General features: G+C 54.6%; 22 protein-coding genes. 11 read left to right on the top strand and 11 right to left on the bottom strand.

Annotated features, from left to right (window positions below; translation table 11 throughout):
* Positions 1-5 precede the first annotated feature (5 nt).
* Complete coding sequence (locus HV314_RS20690; RefSeq protein ID WP_181546581.1) at positions 6-2,396, bottom strand: glucose/quinate/shikimate family membrane-bound PQQ-dependent dehydrogenase; 2,391 nt, start codon at positions 2,394-2,396, stop codon at positions 6-8.
* 203 nt (positions 2,397-2,599) lie between these two features.
* On the opposite strand from HV314_RS20690, the gene hpt reads away from it, so the two are divergent.
* Positions 2,600-3,136, top strand: coding sequence for a hypoxanthine phosphoribosyltransferase (gene hpt / locus HV314_RS20685; RefSeq protein ID WP_016151732.1), 537 nt, complete (start codon positions 2,600-2,602; stop codon positions 3,134-3,136).
* Between the two features lie 70 nt (positions 3,137-3,206).
* Here the strand turns inward: hpt and can are convergent, their stop codons facing one another.
* Positions 3,207-3,896 carry a carbonate dehydratase gene (gene can, locus HV314_RS20680; protein ID WP_016151733.1) on the bottom strand — a complete coding sequence of 230 codons (690 nt, stop codon included), beginning with the start codon at positions 3,894-3,896 and terminating at the stop codon, positions 3,207-3,209.
* 101 nt (positions 3,897-3,997) lie between these two features.
* Between can and HV314_RS20675 the strand changes: the two genes are divergently transcribed.
* The 4 genes from HV314_RS20675 to HV314_RS20660 all read left to right on the top strand — a co-directional run bounded on the left by HV314_RS20675 (position 3,998) and on the right by HV314_RS20660 (position 7,526).
* On the top strand, positions 3,998-4,924 hold the full coding sequence (locus tag HV314_RS20675; protein ID WP_046275357.1) for an ABC transporter ATP-binding protein: 927 nt from the start codon (positions 3,998-4,000) through the stop codon (positions 4,922-4,924).
* Positions 4,921-5,691, top strand: coding sequence for an ABC transporter permease (locus HV314_RS20670; RefSeq protein ID WP_003829467.1), 771 nt, complete (start codon positions 4,921-4,923; stop codon positions 5,689-5,691). Before HV314_RS20675 ends, HV314_RS20670 begins: the two co-directional genes overlap by 4 nt.
* Before the next feature lie 103 nt (positions 5,692-5,794).
* Complete coding sequence (locus tag HV314_RS20665) at positions 5,795-6,235, top strand: PTS sugar transporter subunit IIA (RefSeq protein WP_019078390.1); 441 nt, start codon at positions 5,795-5,797, stop codon at positions 6,233-6,235.
* Positions 6,236-6,296: 61 nt separating this feature from the next.
* Positions 6,297-7,526: a polysaccharide deacetylase family protein gene (locus HV314_RS20660; protein ID WP_016151736.1), complete on the top strand. Its 1,230-nt coding sequence runs from the start codon at positions 6,297-6,299 to the stop codon at positions 7,524-7,526.
* A gap of 6 nt (positions 7,527-7,532) precedes the next feature.
* Here HV314_RS20660 and panD read toward each other — a convergent pair whose 3' ends face one another.
* The 9 genes from panD to thpR form a co-directional block, all read right to left on the bottom strand.
* Positions 7,533-7,913, bottom strand: a complete 381-nt coding sequence (gene panD / locus HV314_RS20655) for an aspartate 1-decarboxylase (protein WP_000621526.1) — start codon at positions 7,911-7,913, stop codon at positions 7,533-7,535.
* 95 nt (positions 7,914-8,008) lie between these two features.
* Entirely contained in the window at positions 8,009-8,863 is an 855-nt protein-coding gene (gene panC, locus HV314_RS20650) for a pantoate--beta-alanine ligase (RefSeq protein WP_016151737.1), read from the bottom strand.
* 125 nt (positions 8,864-8,988) lie between these two features.
* Entirely contained in the window at positions 8,989-9,780 is a 792-nt protein-coding gene (panB, locus tag HV314_RS20645; RefSeq protein WP_181546579.1) for a 3-methyl-2-oxobutanoate hydroxymethyltransferase, read from the bottom strand.
* Between the two features lie 120 nt (positions 9,781-9,900).
* Positions 9,901-10,380, bottom strand: a complete 480-nt coding sequence (gene folK, locus HV314_RS20640; RefSeq protein WP_016151739.1) for a 2-amino-4-hydroxy-6-hydroxymethyldihydropteridine diphosphokinase — start codon at positions 10,378-10,380, stop codon at positions 9,901-9,903.
* A complete protein-coding gene (gene pcnB, locus HV314_RS20635; protein ID WP_203457720.1) occupies positions 10,377-11,771 on the bottom strand; it encodes a polynucleotide adenylyltransferase PcnB in 1,395 nt (464 codons plus the stop codon). The genes folK and pcnB overlap by 4 nt, the downstream gene beginning before the upstream one ends.
* A 71-nt stretch (positions 11,772-11,842) precedes the next feature.
* Entirely contained in the window at positions 11,843-12,739 is an 897-nt protein-coding gene (gene gluQRS / locus HV314_RS20630) for a tRNA glutamyl-Q(34) synthetase GluQRS (RefSeq protein ID WP_181221214.1), read from the bottom strand.
* Positions 12,740-12,809: 70 nt separating this feature from the next.
* Positions 12,810-13,265: an RNA polymerase-binding protein DksA gene (dksA, locus tag HV314_RS20625; protein WP_003018625.1), complete on the bottom strand. Its 456-nt coding sequence runs from the start codon at positions 13,263-13,265 to the stop codon at positions 12,810-12,812.
* A gap of 177 nt (positions 13,266-13,442) precedes the next feature.
* The gene (sfsA, locus tag HV314_RS20620; RefSeq protein WP_016151742.1) at positions 13,443-14,147 is read right to left on the bottom strand and encodes a DNA/RNA nuclease SfsA; all 705 of its coding nucleotides are present in this window, start codon (positions 14,145-14,147) and stop codon (positions 13,443-13,445) included.
* A gap of 15 nt (positions 14,148-14,162) precedes the next feature.
* A complete protein-coding gene (thpR, locus tag HV314_RS20615; protein WP_181546577.1) occupies positions 14,163-14,693 on the bottom strand; it encodes an RNA 2',3'-cyclic phosphodiesterase in 531 nt (176 codons plus the stop codon).
* 73 nt (positions 14,694-14,766) lie between these two features.
* Between thpR and hrpB the strand changes: the two genes are divergently transcribed.
* The 6 genes from hrpB to fhuB all read left to right on the top strand — a co-directional run bounded on the left by hrpB (position 14,767) and on the right by fhuB (position 26,068).
* Positions 14,767-17,196 carry an ATP-dependent helicase HrpB gene (gene hrpB / locus HV314_RS20610; protein WP_181546575.1) on the top strand — a complete coding sequence of 810 codons (2,430 nt, stop codon included), beginning with the start codon at positions 14,767-14,769 and terminating at the stop codon, positions 17,194-17,196.
* Between the two features lie 135 nt (positions 17,197-17,331).
* Positions 17,332-19,872: a bifunctional glycosyl transferase/transpeptidase gene (gene mrcB / locus HV314_RS20605; protein ID WP_181546573.1), complete on the top strand. Its 2,541-nt coding sequence runs from the start codon at positions 17,332-17,334 to the stop codon at positions 19,870-19,872.
* 232 nt (positions 19,873-20,104) lie between these two features.
* Complete coding sequence (fhuA, locus tag HV314_RS20600) at positions 20,105-22,354, top strand: ferrichrome porin FhuA (RefSeq protein ID WP_016151746.1); 2,250 nt, start codon at positions 20,105-20,107, stop codon at positions 22,352-22,354.
* 47 nt (positions 22,355-22,401) lie between these two features.
* Positions 22,402-23,199, top strand: a complete 798-nt coding sequence (fhuC, locus tag HV314_RS20595) for a Fe3+-hydroxamate ABC transporter ATP-binding protein FhuC (protein ID WP_003845793.1) — start codon at positions 22,402-22,404, stop codon at positions 23,197-23,199.
* Positions 23,199-24,089: a Fe(3+)-hydroxamate ABC transporter substrate-binding protein FhuD gene (fhuD, locus tag HV314_RS20590; RefSeq protein ID WP_181546572.1), complete on the top strand. Its 891-nt coding sequence runs from the start codon at positions 23,199-23,201 to the stop codon at positions 24,087-24,089. Before fhuC ends, fhuD begins: the two co-directional genes overlap by 1 nt.
* Positions 24,086-26,068 (top strand): Fe(3+)-hydroxamate ABC transporter permease FhuB, encoded by a 1,983-nt coding sequence (fhuB, locus tag HV314_RS20585; protein ID WP_181546570.1) that lies wholly within the window; start codon positions 24,086-24,088, stop codon positions 26,066-26,068. Before fhuD ends, fhuB begins: the two co-directional genes overlap by 4 nt.
* The last annotated feature ends 50 nt before the right edge of the window (positions 26,069-26,118 follow it).

Raw genomic sequence — 26,118 nt, 5'->3', positions numbered from 1 at the left:
CCATTTTACTTCGCGTCGTCCGGCAACGCGTATGCCACGATATAATCGCCCATCTTGGTGCCAAATGAGCCGTGGCCCCCGGCTGATATCACCACATACTGCTTACCGTTAACTTCATACGTCATCGGCGTTGCCTGGCCGCCTGCCGGAAGCCGACCCTGCCACAGTTTTTCACCGTTGCTCATGTTGTATGCGCGCAGATAGTTATCGGCAGTCGCGGCTATAAACAGCACGTTACCCGCGGTGGAGATAGGTCCACCCAGCATCGGCATCCCCATATTGAACGGCACCGGAACCGGCATTGGGAATGGCATGCTGTCCTGTGGCGTGCCAATGCGTTTTTTCCATACCACTTGATTGGTTTTCAGATCTACGGCGGAAATGTAGCCCCATGCTGGCTGTTTACACGGCAGGCCAAATGGTGAAAGGAATGGATTAAGCGTTACGCCGAATGGTACGCCGTACTGCGGCTGAATACCGGACTCTGTGCCAGTACCTTTGGCATCTTTCGGCGGCTCCATCGGATTGCCGGGACCGCGTGGGATCAGCTTAGAAACGAACGGCAGCGCCATCGGGTTGGCAATGGCTACCTGACGGTTGGGATCAACGGAAATGCCGCCCCATTCGAACATGCCGAGGTTACCCGGGAACACCAGAGTGCCTTGCTCTGAAGGCGGGGTAAAAATGCCTTCATAGCGCAGCTGGTGGAACATTACGCGGCACACCAACTGGTCAAACATGGTTGCGCCCCACATATCCGCACCACTGAGATCTTTTTGCGGACGGAAACTGAGATCGGAGAACGGCTGGATTTTGCTGACATAATCACCTTTGGCTGCACCTTGCGGCACCGGTTTTTCCGGGGCAGGCACCACCAGTTCACCATTACGGCGATCGAGCACAAAGATATTACCGGTTTTTGCCGGGGCATAAATGACCGGGATTTTCTCTCCATTGACGTTGATATCCGCCAGGGTTGGCTGTGCCGGTAAGTCCATATCCCACAGATCGTGGTGAACGGTCTGATAGCTCCAGGCCAATTTCCCGGTCGTGGCATTTAACGCCAGAATGGCGCTGGCGTAACGTTCCTGTTCCGGTGTGCGGTTACCGCCCCAGATATCCGGCGTGGTAACGCCCATGGGCAGATACACCAGATCCAGCTTAGCGTCGTAGGCCGCAGGCGCCCAAGAGTTGGGTGAGTTAAAGGTGAAGGTATGTTCATCTGACGGGATGAAATTAGGATCCTTGGCACCGGGATCAAACGCCCACAGAAGCTTGCCGTTATTGACGTCAAAACCACGTATCACCCCGGATGTTTCGCGGGTTGAGTAGTTATCGGTTACCGACCCGGCAATAACGATAGTTTTATCGGTGATTATCGGGGGAGACGTCGGTTCGTACAGGCCCGGTGAGGTATCCGGCATATTGGTCTGCAGATTCAAAATACCTTTATTGGCGAAGGTTTCGCACAGCTTGCCGGTCTCGGCATTCAAGGCAAACAGTCGACCATCATTGACCGGCAAAAGGATGCGGCGCGGACAGTCGGCCATCACCTCTGCAGAAGCTGTATCCGGTCTGGCTTCATGATAAGAAACGCCGCGACAGGTTACGTGCTGGAAGCTGGTATTGGTATTGAGTTGGGGATCGAAATGCCACTTCTCTTTCCCGCTGGCCGCATCCAGGGCGAACAGCCGCTGGTGGGCGGTACACAGATAAAGAGTATCCCCTACTTTTATTGGCGTGACTTCATTGGTGATTTCACCGGGATCGTTGGGTTGTTTTAAATCCCCGGTACGAAATACCCAGGCTTCTTTCAACTGATGAACGTTGTCAGCGTTAATTTGTTTTAACGGTGAGTAGCGCTGACCTTCCTGATTGCGACCGTAAGCCGGCCAATCCTCGTCGGCAACCGCTGAGATTGCATCGGCCTGAGAGGTATCTGCACTCAGCGTGCCGTGAACCTCTTGTGGGTCGTTGAAGCCAGCCCAGGTCAGGATACCGCCGCTAATCAGCAGGGCCACCACCAGCGCCGCTACTGCGCCACTGGAAGGGATAATCAGGCGATGCCAGACGAAAGGCAGGATAAGCCAGATACCAAAGAAGACCAGGATGTCGCTACGCGGCGTCAGCGCCCAGAAATCAAAGCCGACTTCCCAGACGCCCCAAATCATGGTGGCGAGAAGCAGGGCGGCATACAGCCAAAGGGCGGATCGGTTACTGCGCCACAGCAGGAGAGCCACACCGAGCATGGCAAGGCCCGCGATCGGGTAATACCAGGAGCCACCGATGGCGACCAGCCAGCCTCCACCAATCAGGAGATATAGTCCACAAAGTGCCGCAAACAGGGCGCTCAGGGTCACGATAAGCCGTTGAGAACGTACGTTGTTATTTGCCATAAAAAATACCATCACAGGTGTTATTTCTTTAATAGCAGTTAATTATAGGAGCTAAAACGCGTGATAAACGTCACATTATGAACTTTATCAACAGATGCCGCGTATGAATGCTTTTGCTGGTATACTGCGTGCCTTGCGCTTAGATGCTGGCTTATTAAAAGTCAGCATTGAGTGATTTGTTTTTAAATCATATGGTTAGAGATATGAAACATACTGTTGAAGTCATGATCCCGGAAGCGGAGATCAAAGCGCGTATTGCTGAACTGGGACGTCAGATTAACGAACGTTACAAGGACAGCGGCAGCGATATGGTGCTGGTTGGTCTGTTACGCGGCTCATTTATGTTTATGGCCGACCTGTGCCGTGAAGTGCATGTCTCCCACGAAGTCGATTTCATGACTGCTTCCAGCTATGGCAGCGGAATGTCCACCACGCGCGATGTTAAAATCCTGAAAGACCTGGATGAAGACATTCGTGGCAAGGACGTGCTGATTGTCGAAGACATCATCGACTCCGGTAACACGTTGTCCAAAGTGCGTGAGATTCTGAGCCTGCGCGAGCCGAAATCCCTGGCTATTTGTACGCTGCTGGACAAACCTACCCGTCGCGAAGTGGATGTTCCGGTTGAGTTTATCGGATTCTCTATCCCAGATGAGTTTGTTGTCGGCTATGGCATTGACTATGCCCAGCGTTATCGCCATCTGCCGTATGTTGGTAAAGTGGTACTGCTGGACGAGTAATGTCGGGAGCGCCTGATGGCGCTTTGCTTATTCGGCCTGCACGATACTTCCCCGCAGGCCGAAAAGCGACTTAAGCGTCGCTGCCGCTTGTTGGTATCTGCTTGTGATTGGTATGTTTCTGGCTGAGGTTAGACAGCCCCTGGCGATAGCGCTGCTCCAGCGTCTCGCGACTGGTGGCGGTGACGTCCAGATCGCGCAGCAGGCCATCATGAATACCGTAAGCCCAGCCGTGAATGGTAACTTTTTGACCGCGCTTCCAGGCTGAACGCATGATGGTTGAGTGGCCCAAGTTGTAGACCTGCTCCATTACATTCAGTTCGCACAGGGTGTCAATGCGACGTTCCTGCGGCATTTCGCCCAGCAGTGAACTGTGTTTAAACCAGATATCGCGAATATGCAGTAACCAGTTATCAATCAGCCCCTGTTCTTTATTTTCAATAGCTGCCTGTACGCCACCACATCCATAGTGGCCGCAAATAATAATATGTTCCACTTCCAGCACATCCACCGCATACTGAACCACTGAGAGACAGTTCAGGTCGGTGTGAATAACCAGATTGGCAACATTACGGTGAACAAATAATTCACCCGGCTCAAGACCGGTTAAACGTTCTGCGGGAACGCGACTGTCGGAACATCCAATCCATAAAAAGCGCGGATTTTGTGCGTGAGTCAGCGTTTCAAAAAATCCGGGATCCTCTTCTACCAGCATCTTTGACCATAGCGCGTTGTTGCTGATGAGTGTATCTATGTCTTTCATGGAGGCTGTAACCAATTGAATTGCGTTGCGCTAATATAGGGTAACTCCTGATTTATTAAAACCAAATATCAAGCATTAGAATGTAAGGTAAGTAAAAAACCATGACCATTGCTCTGGAACTTCAACAACTTAAAAAAACCTATCCCGGTGGCGTTCAGGCGTTACGCGGAATAGATTTGCAAGTCGAAGCGGGGGATTTTTATGCGCTTTTGGGACCGAATGGCGCAGGCAAGTCCACCACCATCGGGATAATCAGCTCGCTGGTGAATAAAACCTCTGGGCGGGTGAGCGTCTTCGGATACGATCTTGAAAAAGATACCGTTAATGCGAAACGCCAGCTTGGTCTGGTACCGCAGGAGTTTAACTTTAACCCGTTTGAAACCGTGCAGCAGATCGTAGTCAACCAGGCGGGTTATTACGGCGTTGAGTATAAAGAGGCGGTCAAACGCAGCGAATTATATTTAAAGCAGCTCGATTTATGGGAAAAGCGTAACGAGCGCGCGCGCATGCTCTCCGGCGGGATGAAACGCCGTCTGATGATTGCCCGCGCACTAATGCACGAGCCTAAATTACTTATCCTTGATGAACCGACGGCGGGGGTCGACATTGAGCTGCGTCGTTCAATGTGGGGTTTTTTAAAGGATTTAAACGACAAAGGCACCACGATTATTCTGACCACTCACTATCTCGAAGAAGCGGAAATGCTGTGTCGCAACATCGGTATTATTCAGCATGGCGAGCTGGTGGAAAACACCTCGATGAAGAGCCTGCTCTCTAAGCTGAAATCCGAGACCTTTATTCTCGATCTGGCGCCGAAAAGCCCGCTGCCAAAACTGGAGGGCTATCAATACCGGCTGGTGGATACCTCCACGCTGGAAGTGGAAGTCCTGCGTGAACAGGGGGTCAACAGCGTGTTCTCACAACTGAGCGCCCAGGGCATTCAGGTATTGAGTATGCGAAACAAAGCGAACCGACTGGAAGAACTGTTTGTTTCTCTGGTGCATGAAAAACAAGGAGATCGCGCATGATGCAACTTTATTGGGTTGCGCTGAAAAGCATCTGGGCGAAAGAGATCCACCGCTTTATGCGTATCTGGGTCCAGACTCTGGTTCCTCCCGTCATTACTATGACGCTCTATTTTATTATCTTTGGTAACCTGATCGGCTCGCGTATCGGCGAAATGCATGGTTTTAGCTACATGCAGTTTATCGTGCCAGGGCTGATTATGATGGCGGTAATTACCAACTCGTACGCTAACGTGGCATCGTCATTCTTCAGCGCCAAGTTTCAACGCAACATTGAAGAGTTACTGGTCGCTCCGGTACCGACGCACGTGATCATCGCCGGCTTTGTTGGCGGCGGCGTGGCGCGTGGCCTGTGCGTAGGGATCCTGGTAACAGCGATTTCGCTGTTCTTTGTGCCGTTCCAGGTGCATTCCTGGGTCTTTGTGGCGCTTACGCTGGTGTTAACAGCGGTGCTGTTTTCGCTGGCCGGTCTGTTGAACGCGGTTTTCGCTAAAACCTTTGACGATATCAGCCTGATCCCAACCTTCGTGCTGACTCCGCTGACCTATCTGGGCGGCGTTTTCTATTCGTTAACGTTGCTGCCGCCGTTCTGGCAGGGACTGTCGCATCTGAACCCGATTGTCTACATGATTAGCGGTTTCCGTTACGGCTTCCTGGGGATCCACGATGTTCCGCTGGTCACCACCTTTGGCGTGCTGGTGGTGTTTATCGCGGCGTTTTATTTGCTGTGCTGGTACCTGATTCAGCGCGGACGCGGCCTGCGCAGCTAAGTCTTTCTTCCTCTCCTTACCCGGGAGAGGAAGACTTTTGATGCTTATCACCATTACGGATTTATCACCCTGATAAACTACTTGCCTGCTAAGGAGGTAGGCAATGCTAGGTTGGGTAATTACCTGTCATGATGATAAGGCACAGGATATGCTGCATCGTCTGGAGAAAAAGTACGGCCCGTTGGTTCAATGCCAGGCGGTGAGTTTTTGGCGTGGGCTTAGCTCGAATATGCTAAGCCGCATGATGTGCCATGCCCTGCATGCTACAGACTCTGGCGAGGGTGTGATATTCCTGACGGATATGGCCGGGGCCGCGCCTTACCGCGTGGCTTCGTTAATGAGCCATAAACATCCCCAGTGTGAAGTGATTTCAGGTATCAGTTATCCATTGCTTGAGCGAATGCTTTCGTCGCGGGAATCGATGAGCAGTTCTGCTTTTCGTGATAGCATCGTTACGCTTGGCGGGCCCGAAGTCTCTAGCCTCTGGCATCAACAACAGAAAAATCCCCCCTTCGTGTTGAAGCATGATTTGTATGAGTATTAATCATTGGTATTGATGGCGCTTTTGCTACAATAGCCGGGGTTTCTCGCCTCGGTTATCTCATATGGTGATGCGCGTTCTGCTTGTTTTATTGCTCCTGTTTTCTGGCAGCATAGCTGCGGCTTTGCCTGCTCGCTACATGCAAACCACCGAAGCAGCCGCCGTGTGGGCGCAGATTGGCAACAAGATGGTGACGGTAGGAAATATTCGTGCCGGGCAGATCCTCGCCGTTGAGCCAATTGCGGCAGACTATTACGAATTTACCTTTGGTTTTGGTACCGGGTTTATTGATAAAGGGCATCTGGAGCCTGTGCAGGGGCGGCAGAAAGTCGACGATGGTCTGGGCGATCTCAATAAACCCCTCAGCAACCAAAGCCTGATCACCTGGAAAGATACGCCGGTTTATAACGCTCCGGATGTTGGTAGCGCCCCGTTTGGCGTGCTGGCGGATAATCTGCGTTATCCGGTTATCAGCAAGCTTAAAGACCGTCTCAACCAAACCTGGTACCAGATCCGTATTGGCGGCAGACTGGCCTATATCAGCGCTCTGGATGCGCAGGAAGACAACGGTATCCCGGTGTTAACCTATCACCATATTCTGCGCGATGAAGAGAATACCCGTTTTCGCCACACCTCCACGACAACCTCCGTACGCGCCTTCAGCAACCAGATGGCCTGGCTACAGGACCGCGGCTACACCACGTTGACGATGTACCAACTGGAAGGCTATGTTCGCAACAATATGAATCTCCCGGCGCGGGCAGTGGTGCTGACTTTTGATGATGGTCTGAAGTCGGTGAGTCGTTATGCTTACCCGATTCTGAAGCAGCACGGCATGAAGGCAACGGCGTTTATTATCTCCTCACGTATCAAGCGCCACCCGCAGAAGTGGGATCCGAAATCACTGCAGTTTATGAGCATCGCGGAACTGAATGAGATCAGGGACGTGTTCGACTTCCAGTCGCATACCCATTTTTTACATCGGGTTGATGCGAATCACCGGCCAATCCTGCTGAGCCGCAGCTATCACAATATTCTGTTTGATTTTGCCCGTTCGCGTCGGGCGTTGTCCCAGTTTAACCCTCACGTTCTTTATCTTTCGTATCCGTTTGGCGGCTATAACGCCACGGCAGTAAAAGCGGCAGGCGACGCGGGATTCCACATGGCGGTCACCACGGTGAGAGGGAAGGTTAAACCGGGGGATAATCCGTTCTTATTGAAAAGACTTTATATTTTAAGAACGGATTCGCTGGAGACGATGTCGCGGCTGATAAGTAATCAGCCGCAGGGGTAAGGGCTGTCAGGCAACCTGTACCGGAATGGCTTTCGCGGTGCGCTTCATTTCGTTGTCGCCTTCAAAATAGGCCACTTTCGGACGCCAGGTGCGGGCTTCTTCATCAGACATGGTGACGAAGCTGGCGATAATCACAATGTCGCCGACTTCAGCACAGTGTGCCGCTGCGCCGTTCACCGAGATGATTCTGGAGCCGCGTTCAGCCGCAATCGCATAGGTTGAGAAACGTTTACCGTTGGTCACGTTCCAGATATCAATAGCTTCGTTTTCCAGAATACCAGAGGCATCGAGAAAATCCTGGTCGATGGCGCAGGAGCCTTCGTAGTGCAGGTCCGCCTGCGTGACTTTGACGCGGTGGAGCTTGCCTTGCAGCATGGTGCGAATCATAACTTCTATACCCTGTCGTTTACCTTGGCTAAGCAGGCGCTACTGGCCTGCTTTGAGAAATTCTCAGGCAGTATTGCCTGATTTTTAACCCCTGTCTACTGGGCTAATGTAACGCTTTGATTATCGATCAGACGTGCCTGACCCAGCCAGGCGGCGGCCAGAATCACCGCGCGTTTACTGGTTTCCGTCAGCTCCAGCAGCGTGTCGGCATCACGAATCTGAATATCGTCGGCACGGAAGCCTTTTTCATTCAGTTCCTGCTCGGCAATGGCAATAATCTCTTCCTGGTCACGATGGCCGGCAAGCAGCTTTTCAGCGATGCCGTTCATCACTTTGTGCAGACCCGGCGCAATTTTTCGCTGCTCTGCGGTCAGATAACCGTTACGTGAGCTAAGCGCCAGACCGTCTTTGGCGCGAATAATCGGCACGCCAACGATCTCAATGTCATAACCCAGATCCGCCACCATTTTGCGGATCAGTGCGAGCTGCTGGAAATCTTTCTCGCCAAAGCAGGCGATATCTGGCTGGATCAGGTTAAACAGCTTGCTGACGATAGTGGAAACGCCACGGAAGTGGCCTGGACGGCTGGCGCCTTCCAGCATGGTGGAGAGACCGGGAACTTCAACGAACGTCTGGCCTTCCAGCCCCTGCGGGTAGATTTCCTCAACGGCAGGCGCAAAAACGTAATCGACTTTACGCTTGTTCAGCTTTTCACAATCTTCCTGCAGCGTGCGCGGATAGCGCACCAGATCGTCCGGTCGGTCAAACTGCATCGGGTTGACGAAAATGCTGACGATCACCACATCAGCCCGCGCTTTTGCCTCATCGACCAGCTTCATATGGCCGTCGTGCAGGTTGCCCATGGTGGGAACCAGAGCGACGCGTTTGCCTTCCTGACGCAGACGACGAATATGCTGGCGCAGCAGCGGCAGGGTTTCAATGATTAACACGACAAGACTCCTTGAGTTGCCTGAGGAACCGTAGGCCGGATAAGGCGTTTACGCCGCCATCCGGCAACATGCAGCGAACCGCCTGATGGCGCTACGCTTTTCAGGCCGATATATGGCCTGAAAAATTAGTGGAAACTGTGTTCTTCGCCCGGAAAAACGCCGGACTCCACTTCAGCCATATACTGCCGCACTGCGGCGCGCATGTCGCCTGCTTCATTGAGGAAATTCTTCGCAAATTTCGGGATGTGGCCACCGGTAATACCAAAGGCATCGTGCATGACGAGGATTTGTCCATCGGTGACGTTACCAGCGCCGATTCCGATAACCGGAATCGACAGCGCTTCGGTGACACGCTTCGCCAGCTCAACCGGCACGCACTCCAGCACCAGCAACTGAGCGCCAGCGGCTTCTAAGGCCAGCGCGTCATCCAGCAATACCTGCCCGGCGTCGCCGCGGCCCTGAATTTTATAGCCGCCGAAAATATTCACCGACTGCGGTGTTAATCCCAGATGACCGCAAACCGGTACGGCGCGTTCGGTGAGCATTTTTACCGTATCCACCAGCCAGGCGCCGCCTTCAATTTTGACCATATTAGCGCCCGCCCGCATCACCACCGCGGCGTTTTCAAATGCTTGTTCCGGCGTGGCGTAAGCCATAAATGGCAGGTCGGAGAGCAGCAGACAGTTGGGAGCGCCACGACGTACGGCACGAGTGTGGTAAGCAATATCTTCAACGGTGACCGGTAGGGTGGAGTCATGCCCCTGAATCGTCATGCCCAGCGAGTCGCCAACCAGCATCACATTAATGCCTTCGTCGGCAAATAACTTAGCGAAGCTGTAGTCGTAGGCGGTAATGGTCGCGAAGCGTTTTTTCTCTTGCTTGCATTTCTGCAGCAGTGAAATGGTGGTGGGTTTCATAACATTTCCTGATGATGAAAGTCATATTTATCGGCATTCTAACAGTCACATTCAGGGGGGCAATTGTTTTAAGCAACCGTTTGGCACTAAAGTAGTAAACGCTGAAGGGGAGAGGATACTTTACCAGTGTGCAGGTTTTGCGGCACCAAGATGGGTGAGGTGCTGATGCAGGCTGATACCCTCCGGGAAGATAAGCTCAGGTGCGATTTCAGCGAGCGGCCACAGCATAAAACCACGGTTTTTCATGTCGTAGTGCGGCACGGTCAGACGTTCGGTGTTAATCACTTCATCGCCAAACAGCATAATATCGAGGTCCAGAGTGCGCGGCCCCCAGCGTTCGGCTTTACGTACGCGTCCCTGTTGCAGCTCTATGCGTTGGGTATGATTAAGCAATTCTTCGGGAGCGAGAGTGGTTTCCAGCGCCACGGCAGCGTTCAGGTAATCTGGCTGATCCTGTGGGCCTAATGGCGGTGTGCGGTAAAAGGAGGAAACAGCGACGATACGGCTGTCGGGAATGTCGCCAATCGCTTTTACGGCAGCATTAACCTGCTCCAGAGGAGAGGCCAGATTACTGCCGAGAGCGATATAGGCGATGGTCACGCGGAACCTTCACGGCGCGGGGCGCGTTTACGCGGGCGACGATGACGACGGCGTTCTGGTTCTTCGTCGAGTTCGTTGAGCATGCCTTTTTGTTCCGGCGGTGCTGAAACCTGGAATTCTCCCCACCACTGCGCCAGACGCTGCAGCTCAGCGTTGTTTTCCACTTCGGCACGCAGGGCCAGCAGATCGTAAGCGGCGCGGAACTTCGGATGCTCCATCAGCTTCCAGGCGCGTTTGCCCTGGCGACGAGACATGCGTAGCTGCAACTGCCAGATATCACGGGTCAGCGAGGTCAGACGTTTCGGGATTGCCAGCGAGCGGCAGGCTTCATCCAGTACGTCGTTCATCGCCAGTGCGAAGGCATCGTAATAAGCCAGACCGCTTTCCTGGGCAATTTTCTGCGCAGCTTCCAGTAACGGATACCAGAACATGGCGGCGAACAAGAACGCCGGGTTAACGCGCATATCATTGTGGATGCGGTTATCGGTATTCTTCAGCACCTGAGCGATGATGCGTTCCATTGGGCTGTCACCGTCTTCGGTGAAATAGCGCGTAATGGTGGGGAACAGCGGCTGGAACAGGCTGTACTCACGCAGTTTTTTATAGGTTTCATACCCATAGCCCGCCTGTAACAGTTTGAGTGCTTCTTCAAACAGGCGTGCGGGGGGAATATCGTTAAGCAGTGTTGCCAGACGCGGGATTGGCTCAGCGGTTTCCGGGCTGATACGCATGTCGAGCTTGGCGGCAAAGCGCACGGCTCGCAGCATACGTACAGGGTCTTCGCGGTAGCGCGTTTCCGGATTACCGATCAGGCGAACGATGCCCTCTTCGAGATCCTGCATGCCACCAACGTAATCACGCACGGTGAAATCAGCCACGCTGTAATACAGGCTGTTAATTGTGAAGTCGCGACGCTGGGCATCTTCTTCGATGGAGCCGAAGATGTTGTCGCGCAGCAGCATACCGTTTTGTCCGCGCTGTGAGGTTGTGCGATCGGACTCGCTGCCTTCATGATGACCACGGAAAGTTGCCACTTCGATAATTTCCGGGCCAAACATGACATGGGCCAGACGGAAACGGCGACCAACCAGACGACAGTTACGAAACAGTTTTCGTACCTGATCTGGCGTGGCGTTAGTCGTGACATCAAAATCTTTCGGCTTTTTGCCCAGCAAAAGATCGCGTACGCCTCCGCCAACCAGCCATGCCTCGTATCCGGCCTTATTGAGCCTGTACATTACCTTCAGGGCATTTTCACTGATATCTTTGCGGGAGATAGAGTGCTGCTCACGCGGGATTACCGTCATATGTGGACGGGCGACGGCGAGCTCGGCCTCGCGCTCCTCGCGGCTTAGCACCTTGCGGCAAAAATTAGCGACTCGGGTAAAAATAGTGCACCTCGGTAGTGTCAAACTTCAATCAGAACAAGTGTTGCTGTGTAAAAATAGCGGCTAATCATAGCTCAGCATGATGCATTTGAGAATGGCGGATTTACGATCGCCGATTCTGGCACCGCTGTCAGACTCCAGTTTTCAATGGCAAACGTGAGAATCTGATCCACGCGCATCTCCTGCCACGGGATATCGGAGTGCTGGCCGAGAAAGCGCAGCGCAGCAACAATCACCGGGCGTGGATCGCCTTGCGGCAGAGCAGGTGCATGATTTTGTTTTGAAAGTTTAGCGCCTTGTTCGTTGAGCGCCAGCGGCAGATGAATATAGTCCGGCGCTTGCCAGCCGAACTGTTGATACAACGAAATTTGCCGTACCGTCGGTTCGATAAGATCGGCACCGCGCACAATTTCCGTCACGCCCTGGAAGTGGTCGTCTACCACCACCGCGAGGTTATAGGCAAACAGCCCGTCGCGACGGTGAATAATAAAATCTTCCCTTGCAAGCCGCGGATCAGCCTGAATCACACCGCGCAGTTGGTCCGTAAACTGCATCACCGGATGGCGTTGCTTAATGCGGACCGCCGCCTGTTCAGGCCCGTGGCGTAGTTCACGGCAATGACCGTCGTAAATACCGCCGACGCTTTGAATACGCGCGCGTGTACAGGTGCAGTAATAGCTCAGATCCTGCTGATGCAGCCAGGCCAGCGCCTCGCGGTAGGCGTCATGACGCTGGGATTGCCATAAAATATCGCCATCCCAGTGCAGCCCGTAATGTTCCAGCTGACGCAGAATCGTGTCTGCAGCACCGGGAACTTCACGAGGGGGGTCAATATCTTCAATGCGTACCCGCCAGATTCCGCGACGAGCACGGGCCTGCAGGTAACTCCCGAGGGCGGCAATCAGTGAACCAAAATGGAGTTCGCCAGAGGGGGAAGGGGCGAAGCGGCCAATATAATGTGAATCGCTCATTTTGCGGGCTAACAAATAATAAGGCGGGAGAAGCTCCCGCCTGTAGTAAACGTGGTAAAAATGACCGGAATTAACCTGCCATTTGTTTTTCGCGGATTTCTGCCAGCGTTTTACAGTCGATGCACAGATCGGCTGTCGGACGCGCTTCCAGACGGCGAATACCAATTTCTACGCCGCATGATTCGCAGTAGCCGAAATCTTCGTCTTCTACTTTCTTCAGCGTCTTCTCGATCTTTTTGATCAGTTTGCGCTCACGATCACGGTTACGCAGCTCAAGGCTGAATTCTTCTTCCTGTGCGGCGCGGTCCACCGGATCAGGGAAGTTAGCCGCTTCGTCTTGCATATGAGATACGGTGCGATCAACTTCATCCCTAAGTTGATTACGCCATGCCTCAAGAATACGCCTGAAGTGCGACAGCTGGGCTTCGTTCATATACTCTTCGCCCGGTTTCTCCTGGTACGGCTCCACCCCAGCGATGGCGAGAATACTCAGGGACGATGTTTTACGGTTTTGCCCTTCTTGCATGTTGCTTCTCCTTAACACGCACTATCGATCCCCATGTTCGGGGGAAAAATCAGGTCGCTATAAATAGCAGATGCTTTTCCGGATAGCAATTATCTAAACGTAACACTTGACAACCCTGTGAGGAAAAGCGTATTTGCCCATGCGCCCAGAATACTAATTAACCGAATGTTTACACCATTACAAGGTAATGGGCAACGGCTCTTTAAGAGTCATACCATGGGCAGAAAGTTCCGCTTTATAAACCAGAATTTCTACCCCCTTAAGCTGTGCTTCAACTAATAATTGCGCATATTTTGCATCGATATGGCGCGCGGGTGAAAACCGTGTAATGGCTGAATGCAACACCGCGAAAAATATCACCGCGCGCTTGCCTTCGGCCGCTACGCTCATCAATTCCCGAAGATGTTTCTGACCTCGTTCAGTGATGGCATCGGGAAAATAACCCTGATCTTTTTCCGCCAACGTGACTGATTTCACTTCAATATAGCAGTCAGGTCGGGAATCCGCCTGTAACAAAAAGTCGATGCGGCTCCCTTCGGCGCCGTATTTTACTTCACTTTTCAAGGTGCTGTAGTCTGAAACTTCCGAAATTAACGAACGCTGAATAGCCTCTTTCGTTAATCTATTGGCCCACAGCGTGTTAACACAAATAAGTGCACCGGATTGGGTTTGCGTTAATTCCCAGGTATGTGGATATTTTCGTTTAGTATTTTCTGATGTCGAATACCAGACAGTATCTCCCGGCGTTGCGCAGCCGGTCATGGCTCCCGTATTGGGGCAGTGTAGCGTTAACGTTGTACCATCCGGTGTGATCACATCCGCTAAAAAACGCTTATAGCGCTGAATGAGCGTTGCTGGTTGTAAAGGTGGAGAAAATTGCATGAACAGTTCCTTTGATTATTCAGTCAGCGTCCAGCGTTGCAACTGCGTGTAACGCGTGCGTCCTCGCATGAATGAGGAGGAATAAAGCCCAAACTCCGTTACCGGAAACGACCAGCCAAACCCTGGCGGAGGGATAGATACCGCGTGACCGGCGTCACGCAGCAGCGTGATATGCGGATGAAACGGCTGCGGGCTCTGGTGGCACCCACTGCGTGCGGCTTGTGCCCGCAACATGTTCGCCAACTGCAGCAGCCCGCGCGGCGGCTGACGCATTCCCAACCACACGACTCGCGAGCGCAGCCATTGCCCGGCATCGTCGAGTTTGAGCGTAAAACCCGGCTGGCGAATACGCCCTGCAAGCTGCGTTAACGCATGCTGCTTCTCAGCGCTGACGTCGCCCAAAAAGGCGAGCGTCAGATGCAGATTATCGGCGGCGACGGGACGACCCGCTTCAGGGGGGAACTGCGCGGCCCGCCAGTGGATTAACTGCCCCCGAACCTCGCCAGGCAATTCAATCGCAAAGAACAGCCTTTTTGGCTCAGACATGATGGATACTCGGTTATGAATTAACGCGATGCTACAATGCAGCGCGAAGAATGTTAACCCTCTGGAGTCATTTGTGACGTCGTTGCCCGTTGCCGCCGTAGTGCCTGAACTACTTACCGCCCTTGATGCCTCGTCGCAGGTTTTGCTGACGGCGCCGACCGGTGCCGGGAAATCAACCTGGCTGCCGTTGCGACTCCTTGAACATCGCGGTATCAAGGGACGGATTATTTTGCTGGAGCCGCGGCGTCTGGCAGCACGCAATGTGGCGCAGCGGTTGGCGGAATTGCTGAATGAAAAGCCTGGCGAGACCGTGGGGTATCGCATGCGTGCGCAAAGCTGCGTAGGGCCGCAGACCCGCCTTGAGGTGGTGACGGAGGGGGTTCTGACGCGCATGATCCAGCGCGACCCCGAATTGACGGGCGTTGGGCTGATCATCCTCGACGAATTTCACGAGCGGAGTTTGCAGGCCGACCTGGCGCTGGCGCTGTTGCTGGATGTGCAGCAAGGGCTGCGTGACGATCTGAAACTGTTGATCATGTCCGCCACTTTGGACAACGGACGTTTGCAGCAGATGTTGCCCGATGCGCCGACGATCGTTTCTGAAGGCCGCGCTTTTCCCGTTGATCGACGATATCAGCCGTTGGCGGCGCATCTGCGTTTTGCTGAAGCGGTAGCGGTAGCGACGGCAGAACTCCTGCGCCATGAAAGCGGGTCGCTGCTGCTGTTTTTACCGGGTGTAGGGGAAATCCAGCGCGTGCAGGAGCAACTGGCAACGCGTGTGGGCAGCGATGTGTTGTTGTGCCCACTGTACGGCGCGCTGACGCTTGCCGAACAGCGTCAGGCGATTTTGCCCGCGCCGCAAGGCAAGCGCAAAGTGGTGCTGGCGACCAATATTGCCGAAACCAGCTTAACTATCGAAGGCATCCGATTGGTGGTGGACAGCGCCCAGGAGCGCGTGGCGCGCTATGATGCGCGTACCGGTTTAACGCGACTGATTACCCAACGCATAAGCCAGGCCTCGATGACCCAGCGAGCGGGACGCGCGGGCCGTCTGGAACCCGGTATCTGCCTACATTTGCTTGCCAAAGAGCAGGCGGAAAGAGCGGCGGCGCAGGGAGAACCGGAGATTTTACAGAGCGACCTGTCCGGACTGCTGATGGAGTTGCTGCAATGGGGATGCACCGACCCTGAGCAACTGAACTGGCTGGATACCCCGCCCGCCATCAACCTGCAGGCGGCAAAGCGGCTGCTGCAGATGCTGGGGGCGCTTGAGGGTGACAGGCTCAGCGCCATTGGGCAGAAAATGGCGACGTTGGGTAACGACCCCCGTTTAGCGGCTATGCTGGTTAGCGCCAACAATGACAATGAAGCGGCAACGGCGGCAAAACTGGCTGCGATTCTGGAAGAGCCGCCGCGCGGTGGCAGTACCGATCTGGCTGTAGCGTTTTCACGAAATCAGCCCGCCTGGCAGCAGCGCAGTCAACAATTACTGAAACGGCTTAACGTTCGCAGCGGACAGCCGGACAGCGCGCTGCTCCCCTCATTACTGGCGCAGGCGTTTGCCGATCGGATCGCGCGTCGGCGCGGGCAGGAAGGGCGCTATCAACTGGCGAATGGCATGGGGGCAATGCTGGATGCCGATGACGCCTCCGGACGCCATGAATGGCTGATTGTGCCGCTGTTACTGCAGGGCAGCGCTTCGCCGGATGCGCGTATTCTGCTGGCTCTGCCGCTGGATATCGAGGTGCTGATACAGGCATGCCCTGAACTGCTACAACAATCTGACACCATCGAATGGGATGAAACTCAGGGAACGTTAAAAGCATTGCGTCGGTCGCGCATTGGCCAGCTAACGGTAAAAGTACAGGCGCTGGCCAAACCCTCGGAAGAGGAGTTACACCTGGCGATGTTGAACGGCATTCGCGATAAAGGGCTAAGTGTGCTCAACTGGACGCCGGAAGCCGAGCAGTTTCGCCTGCGTCTGCAATGTGCGGCAAACTGGTTGCCAGAGTATAACTGGCCCGCGGTAGATGAGGATTCTCTGCTGGCGACGCTGGAGAGCTGGCTGCTGCCGCACATGAGCGGTGTGCACTCGTTACGCGCGTTAAAAGCGCTAAATGTGGGTCAGGCGTTGCGCGGTTTGCTGGATTGGTCAATGCTGCAACGTCTGGATAGTGAACTGCCAGCGCATTACACTGTGCCGACGGGAAGCCGGATTGCCATTCGCTATCATGAGGATAACCCTCCGGTATTGGCGGTTCGGATGCAGGAAATGTTTGGTGAGGCGAAGACCCCAACCATCGCCGAGGGGCGCGTGCCGCTGGTGCTGGAACTGCTGTCTCCGGCCCAACGACCACTACAGGTAACGAGCGATTTGAGCGCGTTCTGGCAGGGATCGTACCGTGAGGTGCAAAAAGAGATGAAAGGGCGCTATCCCAAACATGTCTGGCCGGACGATCCGGCGAATACCGCGCCAACGCGGCGAACAAAGAAGTATTCGTAATGAAACTGTAGGCCGGATAAAGCGAAATCGTCACCCGGTATAAACACGGCAGTAAATTGAGAGATTTCTTCTTCTGTTAACTGACGGAAGAACAGAGAATCGGGCCTTTGCGCCTGAATGTTGCGGAGAAAAAGCATGGCGGGGAATGACCGCGAGCCAATTGGACGTAAAGGGAAAGCCTCGCGTCCGGTGAAACAAAAGGTGAGCCGTCGTCAACTCAGAGATGAAGAGTATGACGACGATTATGATGATGATGACTATGAGGATGAAGAACCGATGCCGCGTAAGGGTAAAGGCAAAGGGCGTAAGCCTCGTGGTAAACGCGGCTGGTTCTGGCTGCTGGTAAAACTGTCGATTGTTTTTTTGGTGCTGATCGCCATTTACGGCGTTTATCTGGACCAAAAAATTCGCAGCCGTATAGATGGTAAAGTCTGGCAGCTTCCTGCGGCAGTATATGGCCGTATGGTTAACCTTGAGCCAGAAATGCCGATCGGCAAGAACGAGATGGTGAAACTGCTGGAGGCTACGCAGTATCGTCAGGTGACGAAAATGACGCGCCCTGGCGAATTCACCGTGCAGGCGAAAAGCATCGAGATGATCCGTCGTCCGTTTGATTTTCCGGACAGTAAAGAAGGGCAGGTGCGCGCGCGTCTGACCTTTGATGGCGACCATCTGGATACCATCGAGAATATGGATAACAACCGCCAGTTTGGTTTCTTCCGTCTCGATCCGCGACTGATTACCATGCTCTCTTCGCCTAACGGTGAGCAGCGCCTGTTTGTCCCGCGCAGTGGATTCCCGGATCTGCTGGTGGACACGCTGCTGGCGACCGAAGATCGTCACTTCTATGAGCATGACGGTATCAGCCTCTATTCCATTGGCCGTGCGGTGCTGGCGAACCTGACGGCGGGGCGCACGGTACAAGGGGCCAGTACGCTGACCCAGCAACTGGTGAAAAACCTGTTCCTGTCCAGCGAACGTTCCTACTGGCGTAAGGCCAACGAAGCCTATATGGCGCTGATCATGGATGCGCGTTACAGCAAAGACCGCATTCTTGAGCTGTACATGAACGAAGTCTATCTCGGTCAAAGCGGTGACAATGAGATCCGCGGCTTCCCGCTGGCGAGTCTCTACTACTTTGGCCGTCCGGTGGAAGAGCTGAGCCTCGACCAGCAGGCGCTGCTGGTAGGGATGGTTAAAGGGGCGTCAATCTATAACCCGTGGCGTAACCCGAAGCTGGCACTGGAGCGTCGTAACCTGGTGCTGCGTTTGCTGCAGCAGCAGCAGATTATCGACCAGGATCTTTATGACATGCTGAGCGCGCGTCCGTTAGGCGTACAGCCGCGTGGTGGGGTGATCTCACCGCAACCCGCCTTTATGCAGATGGTGCGCCAGGAGCTACAGGCAAAGCTGGGCGATAAAGTTAAAGACCTCTCCGGCGTGAAGATTTTCACCACCTTTGATTCCGTGGCGCAGGACGCTGCAGAAAAAGCGGCGGTGGAAGGTATTCCGGTGCTGAAGAAACAACGTAAGCTGAGCGATCTGGAAACCGCGATTGTGGTGGTCGACCGCTTCAGCGGCGAAGTGCGTGCCATGGTCGGGGGGGCAGAACCGCAGTTCGCTGGTTATAACCGTGCGATGCAGGCACGTCGTTCGATTGGTTCTTTGGCTAAACCAGCGACCTATCTGACCGCGCTCAGCCAGCCGAAGCTGTATCGTCTGAATACCTGGATTGCCGATGCCCCGATTGCGCTGCGCCAGCCTAACGGCCAGGTGTGGTCGCCGCAGAACGATGACCGTCGCTATAGCGAAAGCGGAAAAGTGATGCTGGTGGATGCGTTAACGCGCTCAATGAACGTGCCAACGGTAAATCTGGGGATGGCGCTGGGCCTGCCTGCCGTCACCGATACCTGGCTGAAGCTGGGTGCGCCGAAAGATCAGCTTAACCCGGTTCCGGCCATGCTGCTGGGGGCGTTGAACCTGACGCCGATCGAAGTGGCACAGGCGTTCCAGACTATCGCCAGCGGCGGGAACCGCGCGCCGTTGTCGGCGCTGCGTTCGGTGATTGCCGAAGATGGTACGGTGCTGTATCAGAGCTTCCCGCAGGCCGAGCGTGCCGTTCCGGCGCAGGCGGCGTATATGACGCTGTGGACCATGCAACAGGTGGTTCAGCGTGGTACGGGCCGCCAGCTTGGCGCGAAATATCCTGGGCTTCATCTGGCAGGGAAAACCGGGACCACTAACAACAACGTGGATACTTGGTTTGCCGGGATCGACGGCAGCCAGGTAACCATCACCTGGGTGGGCCGTGATAACAACCAGCCAACCAAGCTGTACGGTGCCAGCGGTGCGATGTCGATTTATCAGCGTTATCTTGCCAACCAGACGCCAACACCGCTGGTGCTGACGCCGCCGGAAGATGTGGTGGATATGGGCGTGGACTACGACGGTAACTTCGTTTGTAGCGGGGGGATGCGTACGCTTCCGGTATGGACTACCGATCCTGATTCACTGTGTCAGCAGGGTGAAATGATGCAACAGCCGACCGGGAATCCGTTCGATCAGTCAACGCCGCAGCAGCAGCCTCAACAGCAGCAGCAACAACCGGCGCAGCAGGAAAAGAAAGATAGCGACGGTGTCGCTGGCTGGATAAAGGATATGTTCGGCAGTAACTGATATTGCTCAAAACCCGCTTCGGCGGGTTTTTCTTCTTTGGTCCATTCTCAGGGCCGAATAACATTCCAGCCTAATTTATTAACCCTTTCTTTTCATCTGGTTGTTTCTTAACCCCTCAGTTTTAGTAGGGACGCGTATTGCTTGCTATCTCGCCAGAGTTTCGAATATTATGCTGCCGTTATAATAATAATTCTCGTTTACGTTATCATTCACTTTCATCAGAGAAATACCAATGGCGCGTCTTAAAACTGCTCAGCCAAGTTCATCGCTGCGTAAAATCGCAGTAGTGGTAGCCACAGCGGTTAGCGGCATGTCTGTCTATGCACAGGCGGCGGTTGACCCGAAAGAAGAAACCATCACCGTAACTGCTGCTCCTGCCGCACAAGAAAGCGCATGGGGGCCAGCGGCAACCATCGCCGCACGACAGTCTGCTACGGCGACCAAAACTGACACCCCGATTCAAAAAGTTCCTCAGTCTATTTCAGTGGTCACCGCCGAAGAGATGGCGTTGCATCAGCCGAAATCAGTTAAAGAGGCGCTCAGCTACACGCCAGGCGTAGCCGTAGGCACCCGCGGCGCGTCTAACACCTATGACTATCTGATTATTCGCGGATTTGCCGCCGACGGCCAAAGTCAGAATAACTATCTGAATGGCCTGAAGATGCAGGGGAACTTCTACAACGATGCGGTAATCGACCCGTATATGCTGGAACGCGCTGAAGTGATGCGCGGTCCGGTTTCTGTTCTTTACGGAAAGAGTAACCCTGGCGGCTTGTTGAACATGGTCAGCAAACGCCCGACCACAGAGCCGTTAAAAGAAATTCAGTTCAAGATGGGCACTGACAGCCTGTTCCAGACCGGTTTTGACTTCAGCGATGCGCTGGATGACGATGGTGTGTACTCATACCGCCTGACCGGCCTGGCGCGTTCCGCGAATGCGCAGCAGCAGGGCGCGGAAGAACAACGCTACGCCATCGCGCCATCTTTCACATGGCGTCCGGATGATAAAACGAACTTCACCTTCCTCTCCTACTTCCAGAACGAGCCAGAAACTGGCTATTACGGCTGGTTGCCGAAAGAGGGGACGGTGACTGAGCTGCCGAACGGCAAGCGTCTGCCTACCGATTTCAACGAAGGTGCGAACAACAATACCTACTCTCGTAACGAGAAGATGGTGGGCTACAGCTTCGACCACGAATTTAACGACACCTTTACCGTGCGTCAGAACCTGCGTTACGCGCAAAACAAGGTTTCGCAGAACAGCGTATATGGCTACGGTATGTGCTCTGATCCGCTCTATACAAAAGATCCGGCTAACAGTCCTTGCGCCAGCGTTCCTCAGTCCGAGTGGGCTCACACGCTGACTCGTCAGTATGTTGACGATAATGAGAAATTGCAGAACTTCGCTGTTGATACCCAGTTGCAGAGCAAATTCGCTACCGGTTCCGTGGATCACACATTGCTGACCGGCGTTGACTATATGCGGATGCGTAACGATATCAACTCCTGGTTTGGTTGGGCTGGTTCGGTAGCGCCTTCAGATATTTATAACCTTGATCGCAGCGACTTTGATTTTGGGGCACATACTGGACCGGGCGCTGCCTACCGAGTTCTGAATAAACAGGAACAAACGGGCCTGTACGCTCAGGATCAGATGCAGTGGGATAAGGTGCTGGTCACTCTGGGCGGTCGTTACGACTGGGCTAAGCAGGACTCACTGAACCGCGTTTCTGGCGTGCTGGATTCCCGTGATGACAGACAGTTCACCTGGCGTGGCGGTGTTAACTACCTGTTCGACAACGGTGTGACTCCGTATTTCAGCTACAGCGAATCGTTTGAACCTAGTTCTCAGGTCGGGGAAAGCGGTAATATCTTTACTCCATCTAAAGGTAAGCAGTACGAAGCGGGCGTGAAGTATGTGCCGAGCGATCGTCCGATCGTGATCACCGGTGCTGTTTACCAGTTGACCAAAACCAACAACCTGATGGCCGACCCGAACGGATCATTCTGGTCAGTTGAAGGCGGTGAAATTCGCTCACGTGGTGTGGAAATTGAAGCGAAAGCGGCGCTGTCAGCCAGCGTTAACGTGGTCGGTTCTTATACCTATACCGATGCGGAATACACCACTGACACCAACTACAAAGGTAACACGCCTGCTCAGGTGCCAAAACATATGGCATCACTGTGGGGGGATTACACCCTTTATGACGGCGCGCTTTCCGGGCTGACGTTGGGTACGGGTGTTCGTTATACTGGTTCCAGCTATGGCGATCCGGCAAACTCCTTCAAAGTGGGAAGCTATACGCTGGTGGATGCGTTAGTACGTTACGATCTGGCCCGCGTCGGCATGGCGGGTTCCAACGTGGCGCTGCATGTGAATAACCTGTTTGACCGTGAGTACGTCGCCAGCTGCTTCAATACCTATGGCTGCTTCTGGGGCGCAGAACGTCAGGTCGTTGCAACCGCAACCTTCCGTTTCTAATTTCTTTTTGGGCACGCTTTGCGTGCCCGTTTTACAAGTTGGCTGCTATGCAGGAAAACAGATCCCATCCCGACACCACTTTCGCGTTGCGTAATGTCTCCTTTCGTGTGCCTGGCCGCACGCTTTTGCATCCTCTCTCATTAACTTTTCCGGTGGGGAAAGTAACCGGCCTTATCGGCCACAACGGGTCCGGAAAATCGACGTTATTGAAAATGCTGGGACGTCATCAGCCGCCGTCGGAAGGTGAAATCCTGCTCGACGAACAGCCGCTGGAGAACTGGAGCAGTAAAGCGTTTGCCCGCAAGGTCGCCTATCTGCCGCAGCAGTTGCCTCAGGCCGAAGGGATGACGGTGCGTGAACTGGTGGCGATTGGCCGCTATCCGTGGCACGGGGCGCTGGGACGTTTTGGCGTTGCCGACAGAGAGAAAGTAGAAGAAGCTATTTCGTTGGTCGGCTTAAAACCGCTGGCGCACCGCCTGGTGGATAGCCTGTCCGGCGGAGAACGCCAGCGTGCGTGGATTGCCATGCTGGTGGCGCAGGACAGCCGCTGTCTGCTGCTTGATGAGCCGACTTCCGCGCTGGATATCGCTCATCAGGTTGACGTGCTGGCGCTGGTGCATCGCTTAAGCCAGCAGCGTGGGCTAACGGTGATTGCGGTGCTGCATGACATCAACATGGCGGCCCGCTACTGCGATTACTTAGTTGCGCTGCGCGGTGGTGAAATGATTGCGCAAGGAACGCCTGCTGAACTGATGCGCAGTGAAACTCTGGAACAGATTTACGGTATCCCGATGGGCATTTTGCCGCATCCGGCTGGTGCCGCACCCGTGAGTTTTGTCTATTAATGATTGAATTACATCATATTACCCGTCGGCGTCTGCTTACGGCGATGGCGCTCTCGCCGCTGCTGTGGCGGATGAATACGGCGTCCGCCGCGGCGATTGATCCGCAGCGTATTGTGGCGCTGGAATGGCTGCCGGTAGAGCTGTTGCTGGCGCTGGGTATTACGCCGTATGGCATTGCGGATATCCCTAACTACAAGCTGTGGGTCAGTGAGCCACCTCTACCGGACTCGGTGATTGATGTCGGGCTACGCACGGAACCCAATCTCGAACTGCTGACCGAAATGAAACCCTCGTTTCTGCTCTGGTCGGCAGGCTATGGTCCTTCCCCTGAAAAGCTGGCACGTATTGCACCTGGTCGGGGATTTAACTTCAGCGACGGTAAAAAACCGCTGGTCGTTGCGCGACAATCGCTGCAGGAAATGGCGCAATTGTTCAATCTGCAGGACTCTGCTGAACGCCATCTGACTGAGTATGAGCGTTTTATTGCCAGCCTGAAGCCGCGCTTCATTCAACGCGGTGCGCGCCCTGTGCTTCTCACCTCCCTGCTTGATTCGCGGCATATGCTGGTGTTTGGCCCAAACAGCCTGTTTCAGGACGTGCTGGACGAATATGGGATCCCCAACGCCTGGCAGGGAGAGACAAACTTTTGGGGCAGCACTGCCGTGAGTATTGACCGTCTGGCTGCTTTTCAGGATGTCGATGTATTGTGCTTTGAGCACGGCAACGATAAAGAGATGGCTGCACTGATGTCTACGCCGTTGTGGCAGGCTATGCCCTTTGTTCGCAGCGGACGTTTTCAGCGCGTGCCGGCCGTCTGGTTCTATGGCGCAACGCTATCAGCCATGCATTTTGCCCGCATTCTGGATAATGCGCTGGGAGGCAAAGCGTGAGTAAACGTATCGCGCTGTTCCCCATTCTCCTGCTGACGGTTCTGTTTGTTGCTGCCTGCTGGCTCACATGGGTTAACTTCTCCGTTGCGCTACCGCGCAACCAGTGGCAACAGGCTATCTGGTCACCGGATATCGATGCCATTAAACAGATGGTTTTCCACTACAGCCTGCTGCCGAGGCTGGCGATTTCGCTGTTGGTCGGTTCCGGGCTGGGACTGGTCGGCGTATTGTTTCAGCAGGTGCTGCGTAACCCACTGGCGGAGCCAACCACGCTAGGCGTTGCGACCGGTGCGCAGTTGGGCATTACCGTCACGACGCTGTGGGCTATTCCCGGTGCGCTTACCACGCAATTTGCTGCGCTGGCAGGTGCTTGTGTCGTTGGGGCGCTGGTGTTTGGCGTCGCCTGGGGCAAACGTCTTTCACCGGTGACGTTAATCCTCGCCGGACTGGTGGTCAGCCTGTACTGCGGGGCGATTAACCAGTTGATGGTTATCTTCCATCACGATCAACTGCAAAGCATGTTTTTGTGGAGCAGCGGCACGCTAACCCAAACCGACTGGAGCGGCGTACAGCGACTGTGGCCACAGCTGCTGGGCGGCGTGATGCTGACTCTGCTGCTGTTGCGTCCAATGACACTGATGGGACTGGATGACGGCGTGGCGCGTAACCTCGGTCTGGCGTTGTCGCTGGCGCGCCTGGCGGCCTTATCGCTGGCGATTGTCATCAGCGCCTTGCTGGTTAACGCGGTTGGGATTATCGGCTTTATTGGCCTCTTTGCACCGCTGCTGGCGAAAATGCTCGGCGCGCGGCGTCTGTTGGCGCGTCTGATGCTGGCCCCGCTGATTGGTGCGTTGATCCTCTGGCTCTCTGACCAAATCATTCTGTGGCTGACCCGCGTATGGATGGAGGTCTCCACCGGTTCGGTGACGGCGCTGATTGGCGCGCCATTGCTGCTGTGGTTGTTGCCGCGCCTTAGAAGTATGAGCGCACCGGATATGAATGCCAGCAACCGTATCGCCGCGGAGCGTCAGAATGTACTGATGTTTGCGCTGGCGGGCGGGGTGGTTTTGCTGCTGACTCTGGTGGTGGCGCTGTCGTTTGGCCGCGATGCGCACGGCTGGACATGGGCCAGCGGCGCGATGCTGGATGAACTGATGCCCTGGCGCTGGCCACGTATTCTGGCGGCGTTGATTGCCGGGGTGATGCTGGCGGTAGCGGGCTGTATTATTCAGCGTCTGACCGGAAACCCAATGGCTAGCCCGGAAGTTCTGGGCATAAGCTCCGGCGCGGCATTTGGCGTGGTGTTAATGCTGTTTCTGGTCCCCGGAAATGCCTTTGGCTGGCTGCTGCCCGCAGGGAGCCTCGGGGCTGCGGTCACCTTGCTTATCATTATGATTGCCGCCGGGCGCGGTGGTTTTTCGCCGCACCGTATGCTGCTGGCAGGGATGGCGCTCAGTACGGCGTTTACTATGTTGTTGATGATGCTGCAGGCCAGCGGCGATCCGCGTATGGCGGGCGTGCTGACCTGGATCTCCGGCTCAACCTATAACGCGACGGGCGAACAGGTACTGCGCACCGGGATTGTGATGGTTATCCTGCTGGCGCTGACGCCGCTGTGCCGTCGTTGGCTGACGATTTTACCGCTCGGCGGCGATACGGCGCGTGCGGTGGGTATGGCGATCACGCCGTCACGCGTGGGGTTACTGCTGTTGGCTGCGGGGCTAACGGCGACAGCAACCATGACCATTGGACCGTTGAGTTTTGTCGGGCTGATGGCTCCGCATATTGCCCGAATGATGGGTTTTCGTCGCGCGATGCCGCATATGCTGATTTCGGCGCTGGCGGGAGGTGTGCTGCTGGTCTTTGCTGACTGGTGCGGCAGGATGGTGCTGTTTCCGTATCAGATCCCGGCAGGATTACTGTCGACGTTTATTGGCGCGCCGTACTTTATCTATCTGCTACGTAAGCAGAGTCGCTGAGGTTAATCTCTTCCATTTAGGCTGCGTCGCCATCCGGCAATAAAAAAGCC

The organism is Citrobacter sp. RHBSTW-00887, assembly GCF_013728095.1.
GTDB lineage: Bacteria > Pseudomonadota > Gammaproteobacteria > Enterobacterales > Enterobacteriaceae > Citrobacter > Citrobacter braakii.
This window is presented reverse-complemented; position numbering and strand designations above follow the sequence as displayed.